The 20,017-nt window shown below is 60.5% G+C and carries 18 protein-coding genes and 1 pseudogene; 15 read left to right on the forward strand and 4 right to left on the reverse strand.

Annotated elements, in window-relative coordinates; translation table 11 throughout:
* The 10 genes from QWI18_RS05350 to pdeM all read left to right on the forward strand — a co-directional run.
* Window positions 1-982: transposase (locus QWI18_RS05350; RefSeq protein ID WP_369318363.1), on the forward strand; the 982-nt coding region annotated here is incomplete at its 5' end.
* Between the two features lie 551 nt (window positions 983-1,533).
* Window positions 1,534-2,586, forward strand: a complete 1,053-nt coding sequence (locus QWI18_RS05355) for a ligase-associated DNA damage response exonuclease (protein ID WP_369318364.1) — start codon at window positions 1,534-1,536, stop codon at window positions 2,584-2,586.
* A complete protein-coding gene (locus tag QWI18_RS05360) occupies window positions 2,583-4,298 on the forward strand; it encodes an ATP-dependent DNA ligase (protein WP_369318365.1) in 1,716 nt (571 codons plus the stop codon). Before QWI18_RS05355 ends, QWI18_RS05360 begins: the two co-directional genes overlap by 4 nt.
* Window positions 4,299-4,677: 379 nt before the next feature.
* The gene (locus tag QWI18_RS05365) at window positions 4,678-5,460 is read left to right on the forward strand and encodes a transporter substrate-binding domain-containing protein (RefSeq protein WP_065992580.1); all 783 of its coding nucleotides are present in this window, start codon (window positions 4,678-4,680) and stop codon (window positions 5,458-5,460) included.
* A gap of 79 nt (window positions 5,461-5,539) precedes the next feature.
* A complete protein-coding gene (locus QWI18_RS05370) occupies window positions 5,540-6,268 on the forward strand; it encodes an ABC transporter permease (protein WP_369318366.1) in 729 nt (242 codons plus the stop codon).
* Window positions 6,265-6,975 (forward strand): ABC transporter permease, encoded by a 711-nt coding sequence (locus QWI18_RS05375; protein ID WP_065992577.1) that lies wholly within the window; start codon window positions 6,265-6,267, stop codon window positions 6,973-6,975. Before QWI18_RS05370 ends, QWI18_RS05375 begins: the two co-directional genes overlap by 4 nt.
* Window positions 6,976-6,984: 9 nt before the next feature.
* Window positions 6,985-8,103 (forward strand): succinylglutamate desuccinylase/aspartoacylase family protein, encoded by a 1,119-nt coding sequence (locus QWI18_RS05380; RefSeq protein ID WP_065992576.1) that lies wholly within the window; start codon window positions 6,985-6,987, stop codon window positions 8,101-8,103.
* Between the two features lie 12 nt (window positions 8,104-8,115).
* Window positions 8,116-8,880, forward strand: a complete 765-nt coding sequence (locus QWI18_RS05385) for an ABC transporter ATP-binding protein (protein ID WP_172609421.1) — start codon at window positions 8,116-8,118, stop codon at window positions 8,878-8,880.
* Window positions 8,881-9,160: 280 nt separating this feature from the next.
* Entirely contained in the window at window positions 9,161-11,653 is a 2,493-nt protein-coding gene (locus QWI18_RS05390) for a ligase-associated DNA damage response DEXH box helicase (RefSeq protein ID WP_369318367.1), read from the forward strand.
* A complete protein-coding gene (gene pdeM / locus QWI18_RS05395) occupies window positions 11,650-12,306 on the forward strand; it encodes a ligase-associated DNA damage response endonuclease PdeM (RefSeq protein WP_369318368.1) in 657 nt (218 codons plus the stop codon). Before QWI18_RS05390 ends, pdeM begins: the two co-directional genes overlap by 4 nt.
* Before the next feature lie 124 nt (window positions 12,307-12,430).
* On the opposite strand, the gene QWI18_RS05400 is transcribed toward pdeM, so the two are convergent.
* Both QWI18_RS05400 and dcd read right to left on the reverse strand, forming a co-directional pair.
* Window positions 12,431-12,649: a hypothetical protein gene (locus QWI18_RS05400; protein ID WP_065992572.1), complete on the reverse strand. Its 219-nt coding sequence runs from the start codon at window positions 12,647-12,649 to the stop codon at window positions 12,431-12,433.
* 109 nt (window positions 12,650-12,758) lie between these two features.
* Window positions 12,759-13,325, reverse strand: a complete 567-nt coding sequence (dcd, locus tag QWI18_RS05405; RefSeq protein WP_002554836.1) for a dCTP deaminase — start codon at window positions 13,323-13,325, stop codon at window positions 12,759-12,761.
* Window positions 13,326-13,635: 310 nt separating this feature from the next.
* Here dcd and QWI18_RS05410 point away from each other — a divergent pair, with 310 nt between their 5' ends.
* A complete protein-coding gene (locus tag QWI18_RS05410; protein WP_002554837.1) occupies window positions 13,636-13,845 on the forward strand; it encodes a cold-shock protein in 210 nt (69 codons plus the stop codon).
* Window positions 13,846-14,009: 164 nt separating this feature from the next.
* Here the strand turns inward: QWI18_RS05410 and apbC are convergent, their stop codons facing one another.
* Complete coding sequence (apbC, locus tag QWI18_RS05415) at window positions 14,010-15,104, reverse strand: iron-sulfur cluster carrier protein ApbC (protein WP_296310250.1); 1,095 nt, start codon at window positions 15,102-15,104, stop codon at window positions 14,010-14,012.
* 183 nt (window positions 15,105-15,287) lie between these two features.
* Here apbC and metG point away from each other — a divergent pair, with 183 nt between their 5' ends.
* The 4 genes and pseudogenes from metG (at window position 15,288) to QWI18_RS05435 (ending at window position 19,181) form a co-directional block, all read left to right on the forward strand.
* Entirely contained in the window at window positions 15,288-17,336 is a 2,049-nt protein-coding gene (gene metG, locus QWI18_RS05420; RefSeq protein ID WP_369318369.1) for a methionine--tRNA ligase, read from the forward strand.
* A 67-nt stretch (window positions 17,337-17,403) separates the two neighbouring features.
* Window positions 17,404-18,210: pseudogene (gene rsxB / locus QWI18_RS05425) on the forward strand (electron transport complex subunit RsxB); the annotation flags it as partial.
* A 44-nt stretch (window positions 18,211-18,254) separates the two neighbouring features.
* Window positions 18,255-18,893: an endonuclease III gene (gene nth, locus QWI18_RS05430; RefSeq protein WP_065992564.1), complete on the forward strand. Its 639-nt coding sequence runs from the start codon at window positions 18,255-18,257 to the stop codon at window positions 18,891-18,893.
* Window positions 18,894-18,998: 105 nt separating this feature from the next.
* A complete protein-coding gene (locus tag QWI18_RS05435) occupies window positions 18,999-19,181 on the forward strand; it encodes a PA3496 family putative envelope integrity protein (RefSeq protein WP_065992563.1) in 183 nt (60 codons plus the stop codon).
* Window positions 19,182-19,283: 102 nt separating this feature from the next.
* On the opposite strand, the gene QWI18_RS05440 is transcribed toward QWI18_RS05435, so the two are convergent.
* Entirely contained in the window at window positions 19,284-19,910 is a 627-nt protein-coding gene (locus tag QWI18_RS05440; RefSeq protein ID WP_037012286.1) for a response regulator transcription factor, read from the reverse strand.
* Window positions 19,911-20,017 lie beyond the last annotated feature (107 nt).

The following is a 20,017-nucleotide window of genomic DNA, read 5'->3' on the forward strand; positions in this document are numbered from 1 at the left end:
CGTAGCCTCGGCCCGTCGTCACATCAGCACCAAGCACCTCAAGCGCGATCAGGAAAAACTTGATCGCCGGATAGCGAAATATCTGGAGGATTTGGATAGCGCGGATCGCGACGAAAATGAAGAGGTTGTGGATCGAAGCGCTGTTAAAACGGTGCTGGCAAAACTGACCGCCAAGCGGGACGACAACCTGACCTGCCAGGCACTGATGGACGAGCTGCAAATCACGCAATTCATCAGCACCGAAAGCGATGCGCGGATGATGCGAGCCCCGCAGGGCATGGCCGTTGCCTACAACGTGCAGACCGCAGTCGACGCTGAAAACAGCCTGATCGTGCACCACGAAGTCACTCAGGATAGCGACGATCGCAAGCAACTGGAGCCGATGGCAAAAGCGACTCAGGAAGTGCTGGAACAGCCGAATCTGACCGTCACGGCTGATGCTGGATACTCCAGCGGCAAGCACTTCCAAGCCTGCGACGACGCGGGCATCACAGCGTATGTACCGATCAATCGAACCATCAACAGCAAGGTCGAAGAGCCCTCGTTTTTCCGTCGGGAAGACTTCACCTATGATCGGGAAAATGATCGTTATCAATGCCCGACAGGCCATTTGCTGACGCTGGTTCAGTTGAACAAGGGAAAGCGTTTCTACCGCGCCAGCGCTGGCGCTTGTGGATCCTGCGCCCTTAAAAACCAATGCACCAAGACCAAATACCGCTCGATCACACGTCATGCCTATGAAGATGCATTTGAGCGAATGGCGCTGCGAATGCAGGCCCACCCGGAAATCGTCGAGGCTCGACGAAGCATCGTTGAGCACCCGTTTGGCAACCTCAAACAATGGATTTACGGCAATGGCCGGTTCCTGCTTCGCCAGCTCAAAGGTGCGCGAACGGAAATGGCGCTGGCGGTGAACGCCTACAACCTGAAAAGAGCGATCAACGTGCTGGGTGTGCGCCGAATGATGGAGTTACTGGCCTGAGGAAGGTCTTTTTCTTCTCTGTATAAATGGAAAATGCCCCGAGTTGATCGGGGCATTTTTTTTGGTTAGCTGCTGAGTAGCTGGTTTTCACACGGTCTGTGTAGGACCGGCTTTAGCCGGGAAGCCGTTGATCTGCATCTGCCTTTGATCTGCCTTTGATCTGCTTTTGATCTTCATACGCAAAAGGCTCAAACAACGCCAAACGCGACTTTGGTGCAGGCTGAACGCAGGTCTCGCGGAGTGGGCCGAGCGGCATGGATGCCGCGAGAGCCGCCCCCCGCCATGGATGGCGGATGGCGGCGGGCCCACGGAGCGAGACCGGAGTGAAGGAACCCGACGAAGTCGGGCCCAACCGAGAGCAAGCACCCTTGGTAACTTGGGGTGCTTTTCCAAGTAACTCGGCGAAGCCGAAACAGTCGAGCCGTTAGGCCGACGCTCTTGATCTTGATCTTGATCTTGATCTTGATCTTGATCTTGATCTAGCGTCAAAACCCCGAACTTCTGCGCCCCGCCACCGCTCTACCTGACAAGTCCCCAAACCCGGTTAAACCATGGATCTCGTCATTGCCCGCCCCGAAGGCCTCTACTGCCCGCCCGGTGATTTCTACATCGATCCATGGCGCCCGGTCGAACGCTCCGTCATCACCCACGCCCACGGCGACCACGCCCGCACCGGCAACGAACACTACCTCGCCGCCGCGCCCGGCGAAGGCATACTGCGCTCCCGACTGGGCCAGGACATCAACCTCCAGACCCTCGCCTATGGCGAAAGCATCACCCACCACGGCGTCAAACTCAGCCTCCACCCGGCCGGCCACGTCCTCGGCTCCGCCCAGGTCCGCCTCGAATACCAGGGCGAAGTCTGGGTGGCCTCCGGTGACTACAAAGTCGAACCCGACGGCACCTGCGAACCCTTCGAACCCGTGCGCTGCCACACCTTCATCACCGAATCCACCTTCGGCCTGCCGATCTACCGCTGGCAACCTCAGGCGGAAATCTTCGCCGGGGTCAACGAATGGTGGCGCGCCAATGCCGCCGCCGGCAAAGCCAGCGTCCTGTTCGCGTACTCATTTGGCAAAGCCCAACGCATCCTCCACGGCATCGACCCCAGCATCGGCCCGATCCTCGTCCACGGCGCCGTCGAACCGCTGAACCGCGTCTACCGCGAAGCCGGCGTGCGCATCCCCGAAACCCACTACGCCGGCGACTTCAAAAAAACCGACCCCGCGTTGCGCAGCGCCCTGATCGTCGCACCGCCCTCCGCCGGCGGCAGCACCTGGATGCGCCGCTTTGGCGAATTCAGCGACGCCTTCGCCAGCGGCTGGATGATGCTGCGCGGCACCCGACGTCGGCGCGGCGTCGACCGAGGCTTTGCCCTCTCCGACCACGCCGACTGGCCGGGCTTGCTCTGGGCCATTGAAAACACCGGCGCTGAGCGAGTAATGGTCACCCACGGTTCAGTGGCCGTGCTGGTGCGCTACCTGCGCGAACTGGGCCTCGACGCCCAAGGCTTCAGCACCGAATACGGCGACGAAGAAGACGACGCAGCGGCCAAGACCGAACCTGCACCCGGCCCCGAATCGACAGGCGAGGCCTCCTCATGAAGGCCTTCGCCGAACTCTATTCGGACCTCGACGCCACCACCTCCAGCAACGCCAAGCTGGCGGCCATGCAGGCTTACTTCAGCAACGCCTCCCCCGAAGACGCCGCGTGGGCGGTGTACTTCCTGTCCGGCGGACGCCCACGGCAACTGGTGCCGACGCGCATGTTGCGTGAGCAGGCACTGTTATTGTCCGGCTTGCCGGAATGGCTGTTCGAGGAGAGCTATCAGGCGGTCGGCGATTTGGCGGAAACCCTGTCGCTGTTGCTACCCAAAGCCGAGCACAGCTCCGAAGAAGGCCTGGCCAGCTGGATGGAAAACCATCTGCTGCCCCTGCGTGGTCTGCCCCCGGAAGAGTTGCTCGAGCGTTTGCCGACGTTCTGGTCGCAACTGGACCCGCAAAGCCTGATGGTCTGCCTGAAGCTGATCACCGGCAGTTTCCGCGTCGGTGTTTCGAAGCTGCTGGTGACACGGGCCCTCGCGGCCTTGGCTGATATCGACAGCAAGCGCGTGGCCCAGCGACTCGTCGGCTACACCGATCTTTCCCATCGCCCCAGCGCCGAGGGCTATCTAAAACTCATCGCCGAAGAATCGGCCGACGAACACGCGCAACGCGGTGGCCAGCCCTACCCGTTCTTCCTCGCCCACGCGCTGCAGCAGCCGGTCGATCAGTTCGAGAATCTGCTGGGCGCCGCGGAAAACTGGCAGGTGGAATGGAAGTGGGACGGCATTCGCGCCCAGGTGGTCAAGCGCGAAGGTCGGCTGTGGATCTGGTCGCGGGGTGAAGAACTGGTCACGGATCGCTTCCCTGAACTGCACACCCTGGCTCAGTGCCTGCCCGACGGCACCGTCATCGATGGCGAGATTGTCGTCTGGAAAGCCGCGACGCCGGAGAATCCGGAGAGCGGCGAGTTCGCGCTGGACACCCCTGCGCCCGGCACACCTGGCGAAGCGACGCCGTCGGTACAACCCTTCGCCCTGCTGCAGCAGCGGATCGGCCGCAAAACCCTTGGCAAGAAGATTCTGGAAGACGTGCCGGTCGTCGTGCTGGCTTACGACCTGCTGGAATGGGAAGGCCACGACTGGCGCAGTCGCCCGCAACATGAGCGCCGCACGCAGATGGAAAAAGTCATCGCCAGCGCCCAGAGCCCGGTATTGATGCCGTCCCCCGTGCTGACCGGCACTGACTGGCTCGACCTTGGCCGGCAGCGCGAGGCGTCCCGCAGTCTCGGTGTGGAAGGCATGATGCTCAAGGCACGGGACTCGATGTACGGCGTCGGGCGCACCAAGGACATGGGCGTCTGGTGGAAATGGAAGATGGACCCGTTCAGCGTCGACGCGGTGCTGATCTACGCCCAGCGCGGTCACGGCCGCCGCGCCAGCCTGTACAGCGACTACACCTTTGCGGTCTGGGACGGCCCGCCGGAATCCAGCGAACGGACGCTGGTGCCCTTCGCCAAAGCGTATTCGGGGCTGACCGACGAAGAGATGCGCAAAGTCGATGCAATCATCCGCAAGACCACCGTCGACAAATTCGGCCCGGTGCGAAGTGTTACCCCGACCCTGGTGTTCGAGCTGGGCTTCGAAGGCATCGCCCTGTCGAAACGGCACAAGAGCGGAATCGCTGTCAGGTTCCCCAGGATGCTGCGCTGGCGCCTGGACAAGCCCGTTGCCGAAGCCGACAGCCTGGCGACGCTGCAGGACCTGCTGGCCTGAGCACCGTCGCGGTGCGCGGGCCTGGCTTCGGTCCGCGTCGAATGCGCTGAAATGGGGCGCGCTGAAAAACGCACCCCTCAGCGACAAGCCCCGCCAGGCGTTTCGAATCTCCCCTCCATCACAACAAGCGCCGCTGGTCACCCCGAAGGCTGCAACTTTTTCGCCCACTCTCAACGGGATACGGCTACTCTGCCGATGCCTGCGGGGCCTCAAAAAAAGACAAAAGATGGCGCTAAGTCATCATTGCGACAACTCCGTACATTTAAAACGCGCGTTCGTTTCTTTGGTTCGGAAATTGCTGTCTATTTGCGGTCTGGCTTTTGCCGGTAGCAAGCCTTCGCGTGTTCCCAACGCTCAATTTGGTTTTAAGGACTGAACGATGAAAAAAGCATGGCTGACCCTTTCCGCTCTCGCCATCTGTCTGGCCGCCGGTAACGCAATGGCCAAGGAGTACAAGGAGCTGCGTTTCGGCGTCGATCCTTCCTACGCGCCCTTCGAATCCAAAGCCGCCGATGGCAGCCTGGTAGGCTTCGATATCGATCTGGGCAACGCGATTTGTGCTGAATTGAAGGTCAAGTGCAAGTGGGTCGAAAGCGACTTCGACGGCATGATCCCAGGTCTCAAAGCCAACAAGTTCGACGGCGTGATCTCCTCCATGACCGTGACCCCGGCCCGCGAGAAAGTCATCGACTTCTCCAGCGAACTGTTCTCCGGCCCTACCTCACTGGTCTACAAAAAAGGCTCCGGCCTGAGTGCTGACACGGCCTCGCTCAAAGGCAAAACCGTGGGTTACGAGCAAGGCACCATCCAGGAAGCCTACGCCAAGGCCGTTCTGGACAAGGCTGGCGTGAAAACCCAGGCCTACGCCAACCAGGATCAGGTCTATGCCGACCTCGTTTCGGGTCGTCTGGATGCCTCGGTTCAAGACATGCTGCAAGCCGAACTGGGCTTCCTGAAATCGCCACAAGGCGGTGACTATGAAGTCAGCAAGCCTATCGACGATCCCCTGCTGCCAGCCAAAACCGCAGTCGGCATCTCGAAAGGTAACAAGGACCTGAAAGCACTGTTGGACAAGGGTATCAAAGCGTTACACGACGACGGCAAGTACGCCGAGATCCAGAAGAAGCACTTCGGCGATCTGAATCTGTACAGCGGTAAATAAGCAAACAGACGCCCGTTGATTTCAGCCAGAATCCGTCGCTGAAGTTCACGGGCGTTTTTATTGACTGTATAGGTTGCACATGTTCGAAACTCTCCTGCAAAACCTGGGACTGTCAGCATTCAGCCTGAAAGGCTTCGGCCCGCTGTTGCTGCAAGGCACCTGGATGACCGTCAAATTATCGGTAATGTCGCTGCTGCTGGCCATTGTGCTCGGCCTGCTGGGCGCCAGTGCCAAACTGTCAAAAGCCGCCGTGCTGCGCGTTCCTGCCCAGATCTACACCACGTTGATCCGTGGCGTACCGGACCTGGTACTGATGCTGCTGATCTTCTACAGCCTGCAAACCTGGCTGACCACGCTCACCAATGCGATGGAATGGGATTACATCGAGATCGACCCTTTCTCTGCCGGCGTCATCACGCTGGGCTTCATCTATGGCGCGTACTTCACCGAGACCTTCCGCGGCGCGATTCTCGCCGTACCGCGCGGTCAGGTCGAAGCCGCCACGGCCTATGGGCTCAGCCGTTCGCAACGGTTTCGCATGGTGGTATTCCCGCAGATGATGCGCTTCGCCCTGCCCGGCATCGGCAACAACTGGCAAGTGGTGCTCAAGGCCACCGCGCTGGTGTCGATCATCGGTCTGGCCGACTTGGTCAAAGCCGCCCAGGACGCGGGTAAAAGCACCTATCAGCTGTTCTTCTTCCTGGTAATCGCCGCACTGATCTATCTGGTCATCACCAGCGTGTCCAACTTCGCCCTGCGCTGGGCCGAACGGCGTTATGCCGCCGGCAGCCGGGAGGCTCAACGATGATCGAGTTGCTGCAAGAATACTGGCGCGCCTTCCTTTATACGGACGGCCAGAACATCACCGGCCTGGCCATGACGATGTGGCTGCTCAGTGCCTCCATCGCCATTGGCTTCATCGTTTCGATTCCGCTGTCCATCGCCCGCGTATCGCGCAATCCCCTGGTGCGCTGGCCGGTGCAGTTCTACACCTACCTCTTCCGTGGAACGCCGCTGTATATCCAGTTGCTGATTTGCTACACCGGCATCTACAGCATCGCCGCCGTACGGGAGCAGCCGATGCTAGGCGCGTTCTTCCGTGACGCGATGAACTGCACGATCCTCGCCTTCGCTTTGAACACTTGCGCCTACACCACGGAGATCTTCGCCGGTGCGATTCGCAGCATGAACCACGGCGAAGTCGAGGCGGCCAAGGCTTACGGCCTGACCGGCTGGCGCTTGTACACCTACGTCATCATGCCGTCGGCACTGCGCCGTTCGCTGCCTTATTACAGCAACGAAGTGATCCTGATGCTGCACTCGACCACCGTGGCTTTCACCGCCACCGTGCCGGACATCCTCAAGGTCGCGCGGGACGCCAACTCGGCCACCTTCCTGACGTTCCAGTCGTTCGGTATTGCGGCGCTGATCTACCTCACGGTCACGTTCATTCTGGTAGGCCTGTTCCGATTGGCTGAACGCCGCTGGCTGGCCTTCCTCGGCCCGACTCACTAGGAACCCTGCATGCGACACCAGACCCATGATCTGCTGGCCCCGGTGCCTGGCACCGCGCGGCAGATCCATAGCTTTCACTACGGCCCGGAACACGGCGCCTGCAAGGTTTACATCCAGTCGTCCCTGCACGCCGACGAGCTGCCGGGCATGCTGGTGTCCTGGTACTTGAAGCAACGGCTGGCCGAGCTCGAAAACGCCGGCCAGTTGCTCGGCGAAGTGGTGGTCGTTCCGGTGGCCAACCCCGTCGGGCTGGAGCAGGTCCTGATGGACATGCCGCTGGGCCGTTACGAGCTTGAAAGCGGACAGAACTTCAACCGCCGCTTCGTCGACCTCGGTCAGCAGGTGGGCGATGAAGTCGAAGCGCTGCTGACGGATGATTCCCGGCACAACGTCGCACTGATTCGCAAAACCTTGCTGGGCGCACTGAATAACTGCGTCGGCAGCACCCAACTGGAGTCCCAGCGCCTGACGCTGCAGCGCCTGGCCTGTGACGCTGATGTGGTGCTGGACCTGCATTGCGATTTCGAATCCGTCGAGCACTTGTACACCACGCCTGAGGCCTGGCCCCAGGTCGAAGCGCTGTCGCGTTATCTCGGCGCACAGGCAAGCCTGCTGGCCACCGACTCCGGCGGACAGTCGTTCGATGAATGCTTCACGCTGGTCTGGTGGCAACTGCAGCAGCGCTTTGCCAAGCGCTTCCCGATTCCTATGGGCAGCTTTTCCGTCACCCTGGAGTTGCGCGGCCAGGGCGATGTCAATCACGCCCTCGCCAGCCGCGACTGTCAGGCGATCATCAGCTACCTGATGCACCACGGCGCCATTGCCGGCGAGCCGGTTGCGCCACCCGAACTGCTGTACCCGGCGACCCCGCTGGCGGGGGTCGAACCGGTTGCCACGCCTGTCGGTGGTCTGCTGGTGTTCTGCACACTGCCCGGCGAATACGTCGAGGCGGGGCAATTGATCGCTGAGGTCATCGATCCGATCAGCGACGCAGTGACCCCGATCCACACGGCCAACGCTGGCCTTATGTACGCCCGCTCATTGCGACGCATGGCGACCGCAGGCATGGTCATCGCCCATGTCGCTGGTACCGAAGCCTACCGCAGCGGCTACTTACTTTCTCCTTGAGGACTGCCCTTCATGTACAAACTGACCATCGATGGCCTGCATAAAAGCTACGGTGACCACGAGGTGCTCAAAGGGGTGTCGCTGAAGGCTAGCGTCGGCGACGTAATTTGTCTGATCGGCGCCAGCGGCTCGGGCAAGAGCACGTTCCTGCGCTGCATCAATTTTCTCGAGCAACCCAATGACGGCGCCATGAGCCTGGACGGCCAGCCCGTGCGCATGGTCAGCGACACCGGCGGCATGCGCGTCGCCGACCCGGCCGAGCTGCAGCGGATTCGCACGCGACTGGCCATGGTGTTCCAGCACTTCAACCTGTGGAGCCACATGACGGTGCTGGAAAACATCACCATGGCGCCGCGCCGGGTGTTGGGCGTGTCGAAAGCCGAAGCCGAGGCCCGTGCGCACAAATACCTGGACAAGGTCGGCCTGCCCGCGCGCGTCGCCGATCAGTACCCGGCGTTTCTGTCCGGTGGCCAACAGCAGCGCGTGGCCATCGCCCGCGCCCTGGCGATGGAACCGGAAATCATGCTGTTCGACGAGCCTACCTCAGCGCTCGACCCTGAACTGGTCGGCGAAGTATTGAAGGTGATTCAGGGCCTCGCTGAAGAGGGCCGGACCATGATTCTGGTGACCCACGAAATGGGCTTCGCCCGCAAGGTCGCCAATCAGGTTGTGTTCCTGCACCAGGGCCAGATCGAAGAGATGGGCCACCCGGACGACGTGCTGGGCAGCCCGAAGAGCGAGCGCTTGCAGCAGTTTCTGAGTGGAAATTTGAAATAGTCACTTGCTGTAGAGATGCGGGGCTGACACCCCACTCTGGTTCAGCGCACGCGTAACCTGTGGGAGCGAGCTTGCTCGCGAAGGCATTCTGTCAGTCAGCTTCCTTGCTGCTGACCCACCGCATTCGCGAGCAAGCTCGCTCCCACAGGATTTGTCCTCACAGTCGACAACGCGGTCCAAGGGAAAAAACGAGTCACTCAAACCAATCCAAACGGACATCCCATCAAACTATTCCACGCTCTGAGCGGTCTCTGACTTAACCCCTTCCCAGAGCCTGCGCATGCCAAAAGCCGTCAATTTCGCCAAGCGCTGGTTTGCAGAGCGAGGCTGGAAACCCTTCCCCTTCCAGAAAGAAGTCTGGGCCGCCGTCGCTCGCGGCGAGTCGGGTTTGCTGCACGCCAGCACCGGCGCGGGCAAGACCTACTCGGTGTGGTTCGCCGCCCTCAACCAGTTCGCCCGGCCTGCACCCGAATCGACCGAGATGAAGCCGCGCAAGCGCAAACCCGTTGCCGCTCCCCTGAGCGTGCTGTGGATCACGCCCATGCGCGCCCTCGCCGCCGACACCGCCCGCGCACTGGAAGGCCCGCTGCAGGATTTGCAGATCCCGTGGAGTGTTGGCCTGCGCACCGGCGACACCAGCAGCAGCGAGCGCGCCAAACAGGGTCGGCGCCTGCCCTCCGCGCTTATCACCACGCCGGAGAGCCTGACGCTGCTGCTGACCCGCGCCGATGCCCAGGCGACGATGTCGACGCTGAAGATGGTCGTGGTCGATGAATGGCACGAGCTGATCGGCAACAAGCGCGGCATTCAGCTGCAACTGGCGCTGGCCCGGCTGCGCCAGTGGAATCCTGAACTGGTCATCTGGGGCCTTTCCGCGACCCTCGGCAATCAAGCCCACGCGCAACAGGTGCTGGTGGGCGACCACGGCACCACCGTCCATGGCAAAGTGGTCAAAAAATTGATCGTCGACACGTTGTTGCCGCCCTCCATCGAACGCTTCCCCTGGGCCGGACATATGGGGCTGCGCATGCTGCCGCAGGTGCTGGCCGAGGTGGACAGCAGTTCCAGTTGCCTACTGTTCACCAACACCCGGGCACAGTCGGAAGTCTGGTATCAAGCGCTGCTGGAAGCCCGCCCGGACTGGGCCGGGTTGATCGCGCTGCACCACGGCTCGCTGTCCCGTGAGGTCCGCGACTGGGTTGAACGTGCGCTGAAAGAAGGCCACCTGAAAGCTGTGGTCTGCACCTCCAGTCTCGATTTAGGCGTGGATTTTCTGCCAGTCGAGCGCGTACTGCAAATCGGTTCGGCCAAGGGCGTCGCGCGGCTGATGCAGCGTGCGGGACGCTCGGGCCACGCGCCGGGCCGTCCGTCACGGGTCACGCTGGTGCCGACCCATAGCCTGGAGCTGGTAGAAGCCGCCGCTGCCCGCGACGCCGTCAACGCGCGTCTGATCGAACCCCGGGAATCACCCTACAAACCGCTGGATGTCCTCGTGCAACATCTGGTGAGTATGGCCCTCGGTGGCGGCTTTATGCCCGACGCGCTACTGGCCGAAGTTCGCACCGCCTGGGCCTATCGCGACCTCACCGACGAGGAGTGGGAGTGGGCTTTGGCTTTCGTGCGCTACGGCGGCCTGTCACTGACGGCCTACCCTGATTATCGACGCGTCGAGCCTGACGAAGACGGCATCTGGCGCGTCCCCGATGCCCGCCTGGCCCGCCGCCACCGCATGAGCGTGGGCACCATCGTGAGTGAAGCCAGCATCAACGTGAAGTACTGGAGCAAGGGCGGCGGAGGTGGATCCCTCGGCAGCGTCGAAGAGGGCTTCATCGCTCGCTTGAAACCCGGAGACGGGTTTCTGTTCAGCGGTCGCCTGCTGGAACTGGTGCGCGTGGAGAACATGACCGCGTACGTGAAAAAGGCTACGGGCAAAAAAGCCGCCGTCCCACGCTGGAATGGCGGACGGATGCCGCTCTCCAACGAACTGGCAGACGCCGTTGTCGAAAAATTCGATGCCGCTGCCCGGGGCGATTTCAGCAGCCCCGAGATGCACATCGTCAGCCCGCTGCTTGAAGTGCAGCGGCAATGGTCAGCCTTGCCACGCAAGGACACGCTGCTGGCGGAAGTCTTGAAGTCCCGCGAAGGCTGGCATCTGTTTCTTTATCCCTTCGCCGGGCGCCATGTGCACCTGGGGCTGGCGAGCCTGCTGGCGTGGCGACTGAGCCGCGACACGCCACTGACCTTCTCCATCGCCGTGAACGACTACGGCTTCGAGCTGCTCAGCGCCACCCCGATCGACTGGAACGAGCGCCTGACGACCCAGCTGTTTTCCGAAGACGAGCTGCTGGCCGATATCATTGCCAGCCTGAACGCCGGCGAACTGGCGCTGCGCCGTTTCCGCGAAATTGCCCGCATCGCCGGGCTGGTGTTCTCCGGCTACCCCGGCGCGCCGAAGAGCAACCGACAGCTCCAGGCGTCGAGCGGATTGTTCTTCGAAGTATTCAAACAGTACGACGCCGGCAACCTGCTGCTGACGCAAGCTCAAGAGGAAGTGTTGCGGCAGGAGCTGGACGTGGCCCGTCTCGAACAAACCCTGAGCCGTATCAACAACCGAACCCTGGATTTGCACGTGATCAAACGCCCCACCCCGATGGCCTTCCCGCTGCTGGTAGAACGCATGCGCGAAAGCCTCAGCACCGAAAAACTCTCCGACCGTATCGCACGGATGGTCAGCGACCTCGAGAAAGCCGCCGGGCCTGAGGTCATGACGTGAGGCCGTATCTGTCGATTCAGCTGGCAGGTGCGGAGCTGTGGTTACTGGCGGACAAAGCGATTTACTACCCGGCCGAGCGGGCGCTGTTGATTGCCGACGCTCACTTTGGCAAGGCTGCGGCCTACCGACGGTTGGGTCAGCCAGTGCCCCACGGCACCACCGACGATAACCTTCAGCGCCTGGATGCACTTCTGGCGAGCTATGACTGCGAGCGGTTGATCTTTCTGGGAGATTTTCTGCACGCTCCGGAATCCCACGCGACCGGCACGCTGTCGGCCATTCAGGCATGGCGCGACAAGCATGAGGGTCTGGCGATCACTCTGATTCGAGGTAACCATGACAAGCGTGCCGGCGACCCACCCCCGGAATTGCGCATGGACGTCGTCGAGGAACCCATGTTCATGGGGCCGTATGCGCTACAGCACGAGCCTGACCCGCACCCTGACTTCCACGTCCTGGCGGGCCATGTGCACCCGGCCTACCGGCTGTACGGACGAGGACGACAGCGCTTGCGGCTGCCGTGTTTCTACGTATTGCCACGCGTGAGTCTGCTGCCGGCGTTTGGCGCGTTTACAGGCGGCATGAACATCGAGCGGGCGGAAAACAGCAGGGTTTACGTGGTGGGGGATGGGGCGGTATGGGAGGCGGTTTGAACACCAAGCCGAACAATCGACGAGGCACGCTCTGGTGACTTACCGGGTCGAACCAAGTGGGCGCGACTGAGTTGGCAGAAGACAGGAGATTCCCGCCGATGCCCAGGCAACGGCGGGAGCTGGATCAAGCGACCGGTGCAGGCGGTGGCTCGTCCGGAATGGTCGGCACGCCCGGCTCTAAGGGTTGCTCAAAGTCCGGGGTGTCAGGATTAGGCTGCCCGGGAATACCCCCGGCGACCATGTTATTGAGGTGTGGATGCGCTAACAGCGACCAAGCCAGCAACCCAACCTGATTGGGACTCGGGTCGGTTTCATTGCTGCTGGTGTTGATGTGTCTCTTCATAGGGCACTCCTGAGCGTTGGCCCCACCCGCATGGTGCGGATGGGAACAGTTCAGTCAATAGAGTGCGAATTCCGAGACAAATTCAGTAACGGGCTGACAAATGGCGTGATTACGTGCGTGGCAGCGTTACACCGCGTTGGCCTTGGTACTTGCCACCACGGTCCTTGTAGGACACCTCACACTCTTCGTCGGACTCCAGGAACAGCATCTGGGCAACGCCTTCGTTGGCGTAGATCTTCGCCGGCAGCGTGGTGGTGTTGGAGAATTCCAGGGTCACGTGGCCTTCCCATTCCGGCTCGAGGGGCGTGACGTTGACGATGATGCCGCAGCGCGCGTAGGTGCTCTTGCCGAGGCAAATGGTCAGAACATTGCGAGGAATACGGAAATATTCGACGGTGCGTGCCAGCGCAAACGAGTTCGGCGGGATGATGCAAACGTCGCTTTTGATGTCTACAAAACTTTTTTCATCGAAATTCTTAGGGTCGACGGTGGCCGAATTGATGTTGGTGAACACCTTGAATTCGTCGGCGCAACGCACGTCGTAGCCATAGCTGGAGACACCGAAAGAGATCACCCGATCAGCGCCTTCGCCGCGCACCTGACGCTCCACGAACGGCTCGATCATGCCGTGTTCCTGCGCCATGCGGCGAATCCACTTGTCCGATTTGATGCTCATGGCGGTGTCCTGAATAGCGAGGTGAAAAAGATGTCCGGCATCTTACCGGTCGAACGCCCCGGGTTCAAAGATTGCGCGCCGTGCGCATTAAGGTCGTTGAGCCACCTCAAGAAAAAATCTCCGACAGACCCTTTGCACATTCCGGAAAAAGGGGTAAGGTGGCCCCACTGTGTTGCTTGTGTCACTGAGAATATCTACACGATGTTGAATTTCGATCCAACCATCTCCAAGAATTTTTCCTGCTCTTTGCACTCAGTCTCGGCCAGGGCATTTCCTGAGTCGCAGTTAACTTTGTCCAAGGAGATACACCATGTCTAATCGCCAAACTGGTACCGTTAAGTGGTTCAACGATGAAAAAGGCTTCGGCTTCATCACTCCACAATCCGGTGACGACCTGTTCGTTCACTTCAAAGCTATCCAATCTGACGGCTTCAAAAGCCTGAAAGAAGGCCAACAGGTCTCTTTCATCGCTACCCGCGGTCAGAAAGGCATGCAAGCTGAAGAAGTTCAAGTTATCTAACTTGTACTGATTCGCTTAAAAGACCCCGCCCTCAAAAGCGGGGTTTTTTTACGCCTGCATAAAGGCTACTGCTGCACATCCCCTCTGCCCCCTACCTCGCCTCTTGCTAACGCGACATGCCGATCGTCCGGCACATCGCGCCTCCAGCTTTCAGCTTCAGCGGATCAGTCGTCGCTCACAGAGATGTTCGGCATCTGCGCACTCGCAGCTTCCTGCAACACAATACGCGCGCCGACATGACGCGCCAGCTCCTGGTACACCATCGCAATCTGGCTCTCCGGCTCGGCAATCGCCGTCGGCTTGCCGCCATCGGCCTGCTCTCGAATCAACATGGACAGCGGCAGCGAGGCCAGCAGCTCGACGCCATATTGCGTCGCCAGCTTTTCCCCTCCGCCTTCGCCAAACAGATGCTCGGCATGGCCGCAGTTCGAGCAGATATGCACGGCCATGTTCTCGACGACACCCAGCACCGGGATATTGACCTTGCGGAACATCTCCACGCCTTTCTTCGCGTCCAGCAATGCAAGGTCCTGCGGGGTCGTGACGATCACTGCGCCCGCGACCGGCACTTTCTGCGCGAGGGTCAGCTGGATATCACCGGTGCCAGGCGGCATGTCGATGACCAGGTAATCCAGATCATTCCAGGCGGTCTGGGTCACCAGTTGCAACAGTGCACCCGACACCATCGGTCCTCTCCAGACCATCGGCGTGTTGTCGTCGGTCAGAAACGCCATGGACATCACTTCGATGCCATGGGCCTCGATCGGCACGAACCACTTCTGATCCTTGATCCTGGGACGGGTGCCTTCGGCGATGCCGAACATGACGCCCTGGCTCGGGCCGTAGATATCGGCGTCAAGAATGCCGACGCGCGCACCCTCTCGGGACAGCGCCAACGCCAGGTTCGCCGCCGTCGTGGATTTACCGACACCGCCTTTGCCGGACGCAACGGCCACAATGTTCTTCACATTGGCCAGGCCGGGGATCTGGCCGAGGGCTTTGTGGGGATGAATGACCGAGGCGATCCGGACACTGGCCGAGGCGACCCCATCCAGCCCTTCAATCGCCATCTGCAGCATCTGTGCCCAGCCGTTCTGGAACAGCGCGGCGGCGTAACCCAGTTCCAGCTGGACACTCACGCGGTCGCCTTCGATCTCGATGGCGCGGACACACCCGGCGCTGACCGGGTCCTGATTCAAGTAAGGATCGGTGTACTGGCGAAGGACGGCTTCCACCGTTGCGCGATTGACAGCGCTCATGGGTGACTCCCTATAAAGACTGACTAAAACAGGCGGCCATCCTACCTTGTATGTCCGATAAAGAACGCAACGACGTTTCCTTTCAAGCACATCGGCAGATTCCGACATGCAGCGCGGGATGAAAAAAAACGCTCAGGCCTTTATAGTGGCCGACCTCCGTTTCACTTCAAGTAGCCGAGCCCAATGTCCGAGCCACGCAAGATTCTCGTCACCAGCGCCCTGCCCTATGCCAATGGTTCCATTCACCTTGGCCACATGCTCGAGTACATCCAGACCGACATGTGGGTGCGCTTTCAAAAGCACCGTGGCAGCCAGTGCATTTACGTGTGTGCGGACGACGCCCATGGTTCGGCCATCATGCTGCGCGCCGAGAAAGAAGGCATTACGCCCGAGCAGTTGATCGCCAACGTGCAGGCCGAGCACAGCGCCGACTTCGCTGACTTCCTGGTGGATTTCGACAACTTCCACTCCACCCACGCTGATGAAAACCGTGAGCTGTCGAGCGAGATCTACAAACGCCTTCGCGACGCCGGCCACATCGCCACGCGCTCCGTGACGCAATATTTCGACCCGGAAAAGAAAATGTTCCTGGCCGACCGCTTCATCAAAGGCACCTGCCCGAAATGCGGCACTGAAGACCAGTACGGCGACAACTGTGAAAAGTGCGGCGCCACCTACGCCCCGACTGACCTGAAAGATCCGAAGTCGGCGATTTCCGGTGCAACCCCGGTGCTCCGGGACTCCAAGCACTTTTTCTTCGACCTGCCGGCATTCGACGCCATGCTCAAGAGCTGGACGCGAAGCGGGACGTTGCAGGACGCCGTCGCCAACAAGATCGCCGAATGGCTCGATTCCGGCCTGCAGCAGTGGGACATCTCCCGCGATGCGCCGTATTTCGGCTTCGAGATCCCCGACGAGCCGGGCAAGTATTTCTACGTGTGGCTGGATGCTCCCATCGGCTACATGGCGAGCTTCAAGAACCTCTGCGCACGTCGCCCGGAACTGGACTTCGATGCCTTCTGGCGCAAGGATTCGACGACCGAGCTTTACCACTTCATTGGCAAAGACATCGTCAACTTCCATGCGCTGTTCTGGCCAGCGATGCTCGAAGGTTCGGGATTCCGCAAGCCTACCGGCATCAACGTGCACGGCTACCTGACCGTCAACGGCCAGAAGATGTCGAAATCCCGCGGCACTTTCATCAAGGCGCGTACGTACCTTGAGCACCTGTCGCCGGAGTACCTGCGTTACTACTACGCCGCCAAGCTGGGCCGTGGCGTCGACGATCTTGACCTGAACCTTGAGGACTTCGTGCAGAAGGTCAACTCTGACCTGATCGGCAAGGTGGTTAACATCGCCAGTCGTTGCGCGGGCTTCATTCAGAAAGGCAACGCAGGTTTGCTGGTGGCGGGCAACGCAGAGCCCGAGCTGACCGACGCTTTTCATGCCGCAGCGCCAAGCATTGCCGATGCCTACGAGGCACGTGACTTTGCCCGTGCAATGCGCGAAATCATGGCCCTGGCCGACCGCGCCAACGCCTGGATTGCAGACAAGGCGCCCTGGTCGCTGGCCAAGCAGGAAGGCAAGCAGGACGAGGTCCAGGCGATCTGCGCACTGGGCATCAATCTGTTCCGTCAGTTGGTGATCTTCCTCAAGCCTGTATTGCCGAATCTGGCCGCAGACGCCGAGCAGTTCCTCAACGTTGCGCCACTGACCTGGGATGACCACCAGACGCTGTTGAGCAATCATCAGCTCAACCCGTTCCAGCCCCTGATGACCCGCATCGACCCTGTAAAAGTGGAAGCCATGACCGACGCATCGAAAGAAGACCTGGCCGCCAGCGCCACTGACACTGGTGCGGCACCACAGAGCAATGGCGAACTGACGAAAGACCCGCTCTCCCCGGAGATCGACTTTGATGCGTTCGCGGCAATTGACCTGCGGGTCGCGCTGATCGAAAAAGCCGAGCACGTCGAAGGCGCCGACAAGCTGCTGCGCCTGACGCTGAATATCGGCGACGAGAAGCGCAACGTCTTCTCCGGCATCAAGAGCGCTTACCCGAACCCGGCAGAGCTGGAGGGTCGGTTGACCATGATGATCGCCAACCTGAAGCCTCGGAAAATGCGCTTCGGTATCTCCGAAGGGATGGTGATGGCAGCGGGTCCTGGCGGTGAAGAGATTTACCTGCTGAGCCCTGACAGCGGCGCCAAGCCCGGTCAGCGCATCAAGTAACCCGCCCCGAACCGCCACATTCTGCACATTATCGACGGCCCGCTAGGGTCGTCGATCGGGTCCAAGCATGAGCCTGATTCAGCGCATCGACGCCTTGCTGCCACAAACCCAGTGTGGGAAATGCGGCCATCCGGGCTGCCAGCCCTACGCTGAAGGCATTGCGGCCGGCGAAGCCATCAATAAATGTCCACCCGGTGGCGACGAGACCATCGCGGCACTGGCTCAACTGCTGAACGTGCCAGTCCTGCAACTGGACATCGAACGCGGCAGCGCGCCGGCGCAGGTTGCGTTTATTCGCGAGGCCGAGTGCATCGGCTGCACCAAATGCATTCAGGCCTGCCCGGTGGACGCGATCGTCGGCGCTGCCAAGCTGATGCACACCGTCATCGTTGAGGAATGCACCGGCTGTGACCTGTGCGTTGCCCCCTGCCCGGTCGACTGCATCGACATGCTGCCGCTGCCGATGACCGCGATTCCTTTCATTGGCGACTGTGCAATGGACGACGCCCAGCGGTCGGTCAGAGCCGTCAAACGCAGTCGCGCACGGCAACGCTTTGATGCGCGCTCCGCTCGCCTGCAGCGCGATGAGCAGCGACGGCAGGCCGAACGCCAGGCTCGCCAGCCGCGGACTGTCACACCTGCCGTTCCCCAGCCAGACCCGGCGCAAGCCGCGCTGGCCCGAATTCGCTCAAGACCTTCAGCGGGTGGCGATGCGGCGTTGAAACAGGCACGCGCCCAGGTCGCGATGAGCAGAGCACAATTGCTGAAGTCGCTGAAAGCCTTTGGTCACCCGCCCATTGCCGAACAAGCCGCACAACTCGTGCAGTTGCAGCGCGGCCTCGACGAGGCAGAGCACGCGCTCGCCCAATTGCAGGACCCGACGCCCTCGGCACCGTCTTCTCAGGAAACGCCTACCCCATGAACGCCGCCAAACGCCTTGAGATCTTTCGTCGTTTGCACGAAGACAACCCCGATCCTAAAACGGAACTGGCCTACTCCACACCGTTCGAGCTCCTGATCGCCGTGATTCTCTCGGCACAGGCGACCGATGTCAGCGTCAACAAGGCCACGGCGCGTCTATATCCCGTGGCCAATACGCCTGAGGCGATTTACGCGTTGGGCGTCGAGGGTTTGTCTGCCTATATCAGGACCATCGGCCTGTACAACAGCAAGGCGCGAAACGTGATCGAGACGTGTCGCCTGCTGGTTGAACTGCACGGAGGGGAAGTGCCGCAAACCCGAGAGGCCCTCGAAGCCCTCCCCGGCGTTGGCCGCAAGACCGCGAACGTGGTCCTGAATACTGCGTTCCGCCAGTTGGCAATGGCGGTCGATACGCACATCTTCCGCGTCAGCAACCGTACCGGCATCGCACCCGGGAAGAATGTCGTGGAAGTTGAAAACAAGCTGATGAAGTTCGTGCCCAGGGGTTACCTCATGGATGCGCACCACTGGCTGATCCTTCACGGCCGTTACGTGTGCATTGCGCGCAAGCCTCGGTGTGGCAGCTGCCGGATCGAGGACTTGTGCGAGTACAAGGCAAAGACCTCTGACGATTGAACGATAGCGTCCCAAGGCTTTGATCGATTAAAAAAATCTTTTTTACCCGCGCGGGGTTTGTCGCTATAAGGAGCGCCAACGACTGTTCACGCCTGAGGCTGAATCATGAGCGATGAAAAAGACACCATCGAAGTGGACGACGACTTCGTCATCGAAGAGCCGGAAGAAGTCCTGCCCGTACCGGTAGAGACCGCCAAGACCAACCTCAGCAAGCGCCGCACCATCGATAACCTGCTGGAAGAGCGTCGTCTGCAACGGCAGCTTGCAGACTACGATTTCGATTTCTGATCGCTCCTTGAAACGCTCTGCCTGAAGGCCTCTCCCTCGAGAGGCTTGGGCAGAATACAGGGTCTGAAAACGCCGCCTTGAAGCACCGTTGTTCCTCGGCCATCAAACGAGGCCGTTACGTTGGGCGAGCTCGATAAGGTCAACCAGCGAGTGCGCATTGAGTTTGAGCAACAGACGCGTCTTGTACGTGCTGACAGTCTTGTTGCTCAGGAACATGCCGTCAGCGATTTCCTTGTTGGTCTTGCCGCGGGCCAACTGCTGCAACACCATCATTTCCCTACCCGACAGTCGATCCACCATCTCCGCCTCACTGGCATTGCCGAGACTGGAGCGCACCGTGTGCAGCGCCTGATTGGGGAAGTAACTGTAACCGGACAACACCGCCTTGATGGCGCTGAGCAATTCGGTCAAATCCTGCTGTTTGCAGACATACCCCGCCGCCCCCGCCTGCATGCAGCGCATTGAAAAATGCCCGGGCGCCTGGGAGGTCAGGATCAGCACTTTGAAGGCCAGCGTCATCGCCGACAATCGGGCGATGACCTCCAGACCATCCAGCTTGGGGATACCGATGTCCAGAATGACAATGTCCGGCAAGTGCTCGCGCGCCAGTTGTAACGCATCCACGCCGTTATCCGTCTCGGCAATGACTTCGTAGCCATGACGTTCCATCAACATGCGTACGGCGAGCCTAATGACAGGGTGATCATCCACGATCAACACTTTATTCATGAGCAGTCCATTCTTCGCTGTTCGAATTTTCAGAGCCCGCACAATAGCTTAGTCGTTTAGTGCTTTGCATGGCGCTCCTCCCTGCAGACCAGCAGGCAAAGACCTTT

Source organism: Pseudomonas sp. W2Oct36 (assembly GCF_041060465.1).
Classification (GTDB): Bacteria; Pseudomonadota; Gammaproteobacteria; order Pseudomonadales; family Pseudomonadaceae; genus Aquipseudomonas; species Aquipseudomonas graminis_B.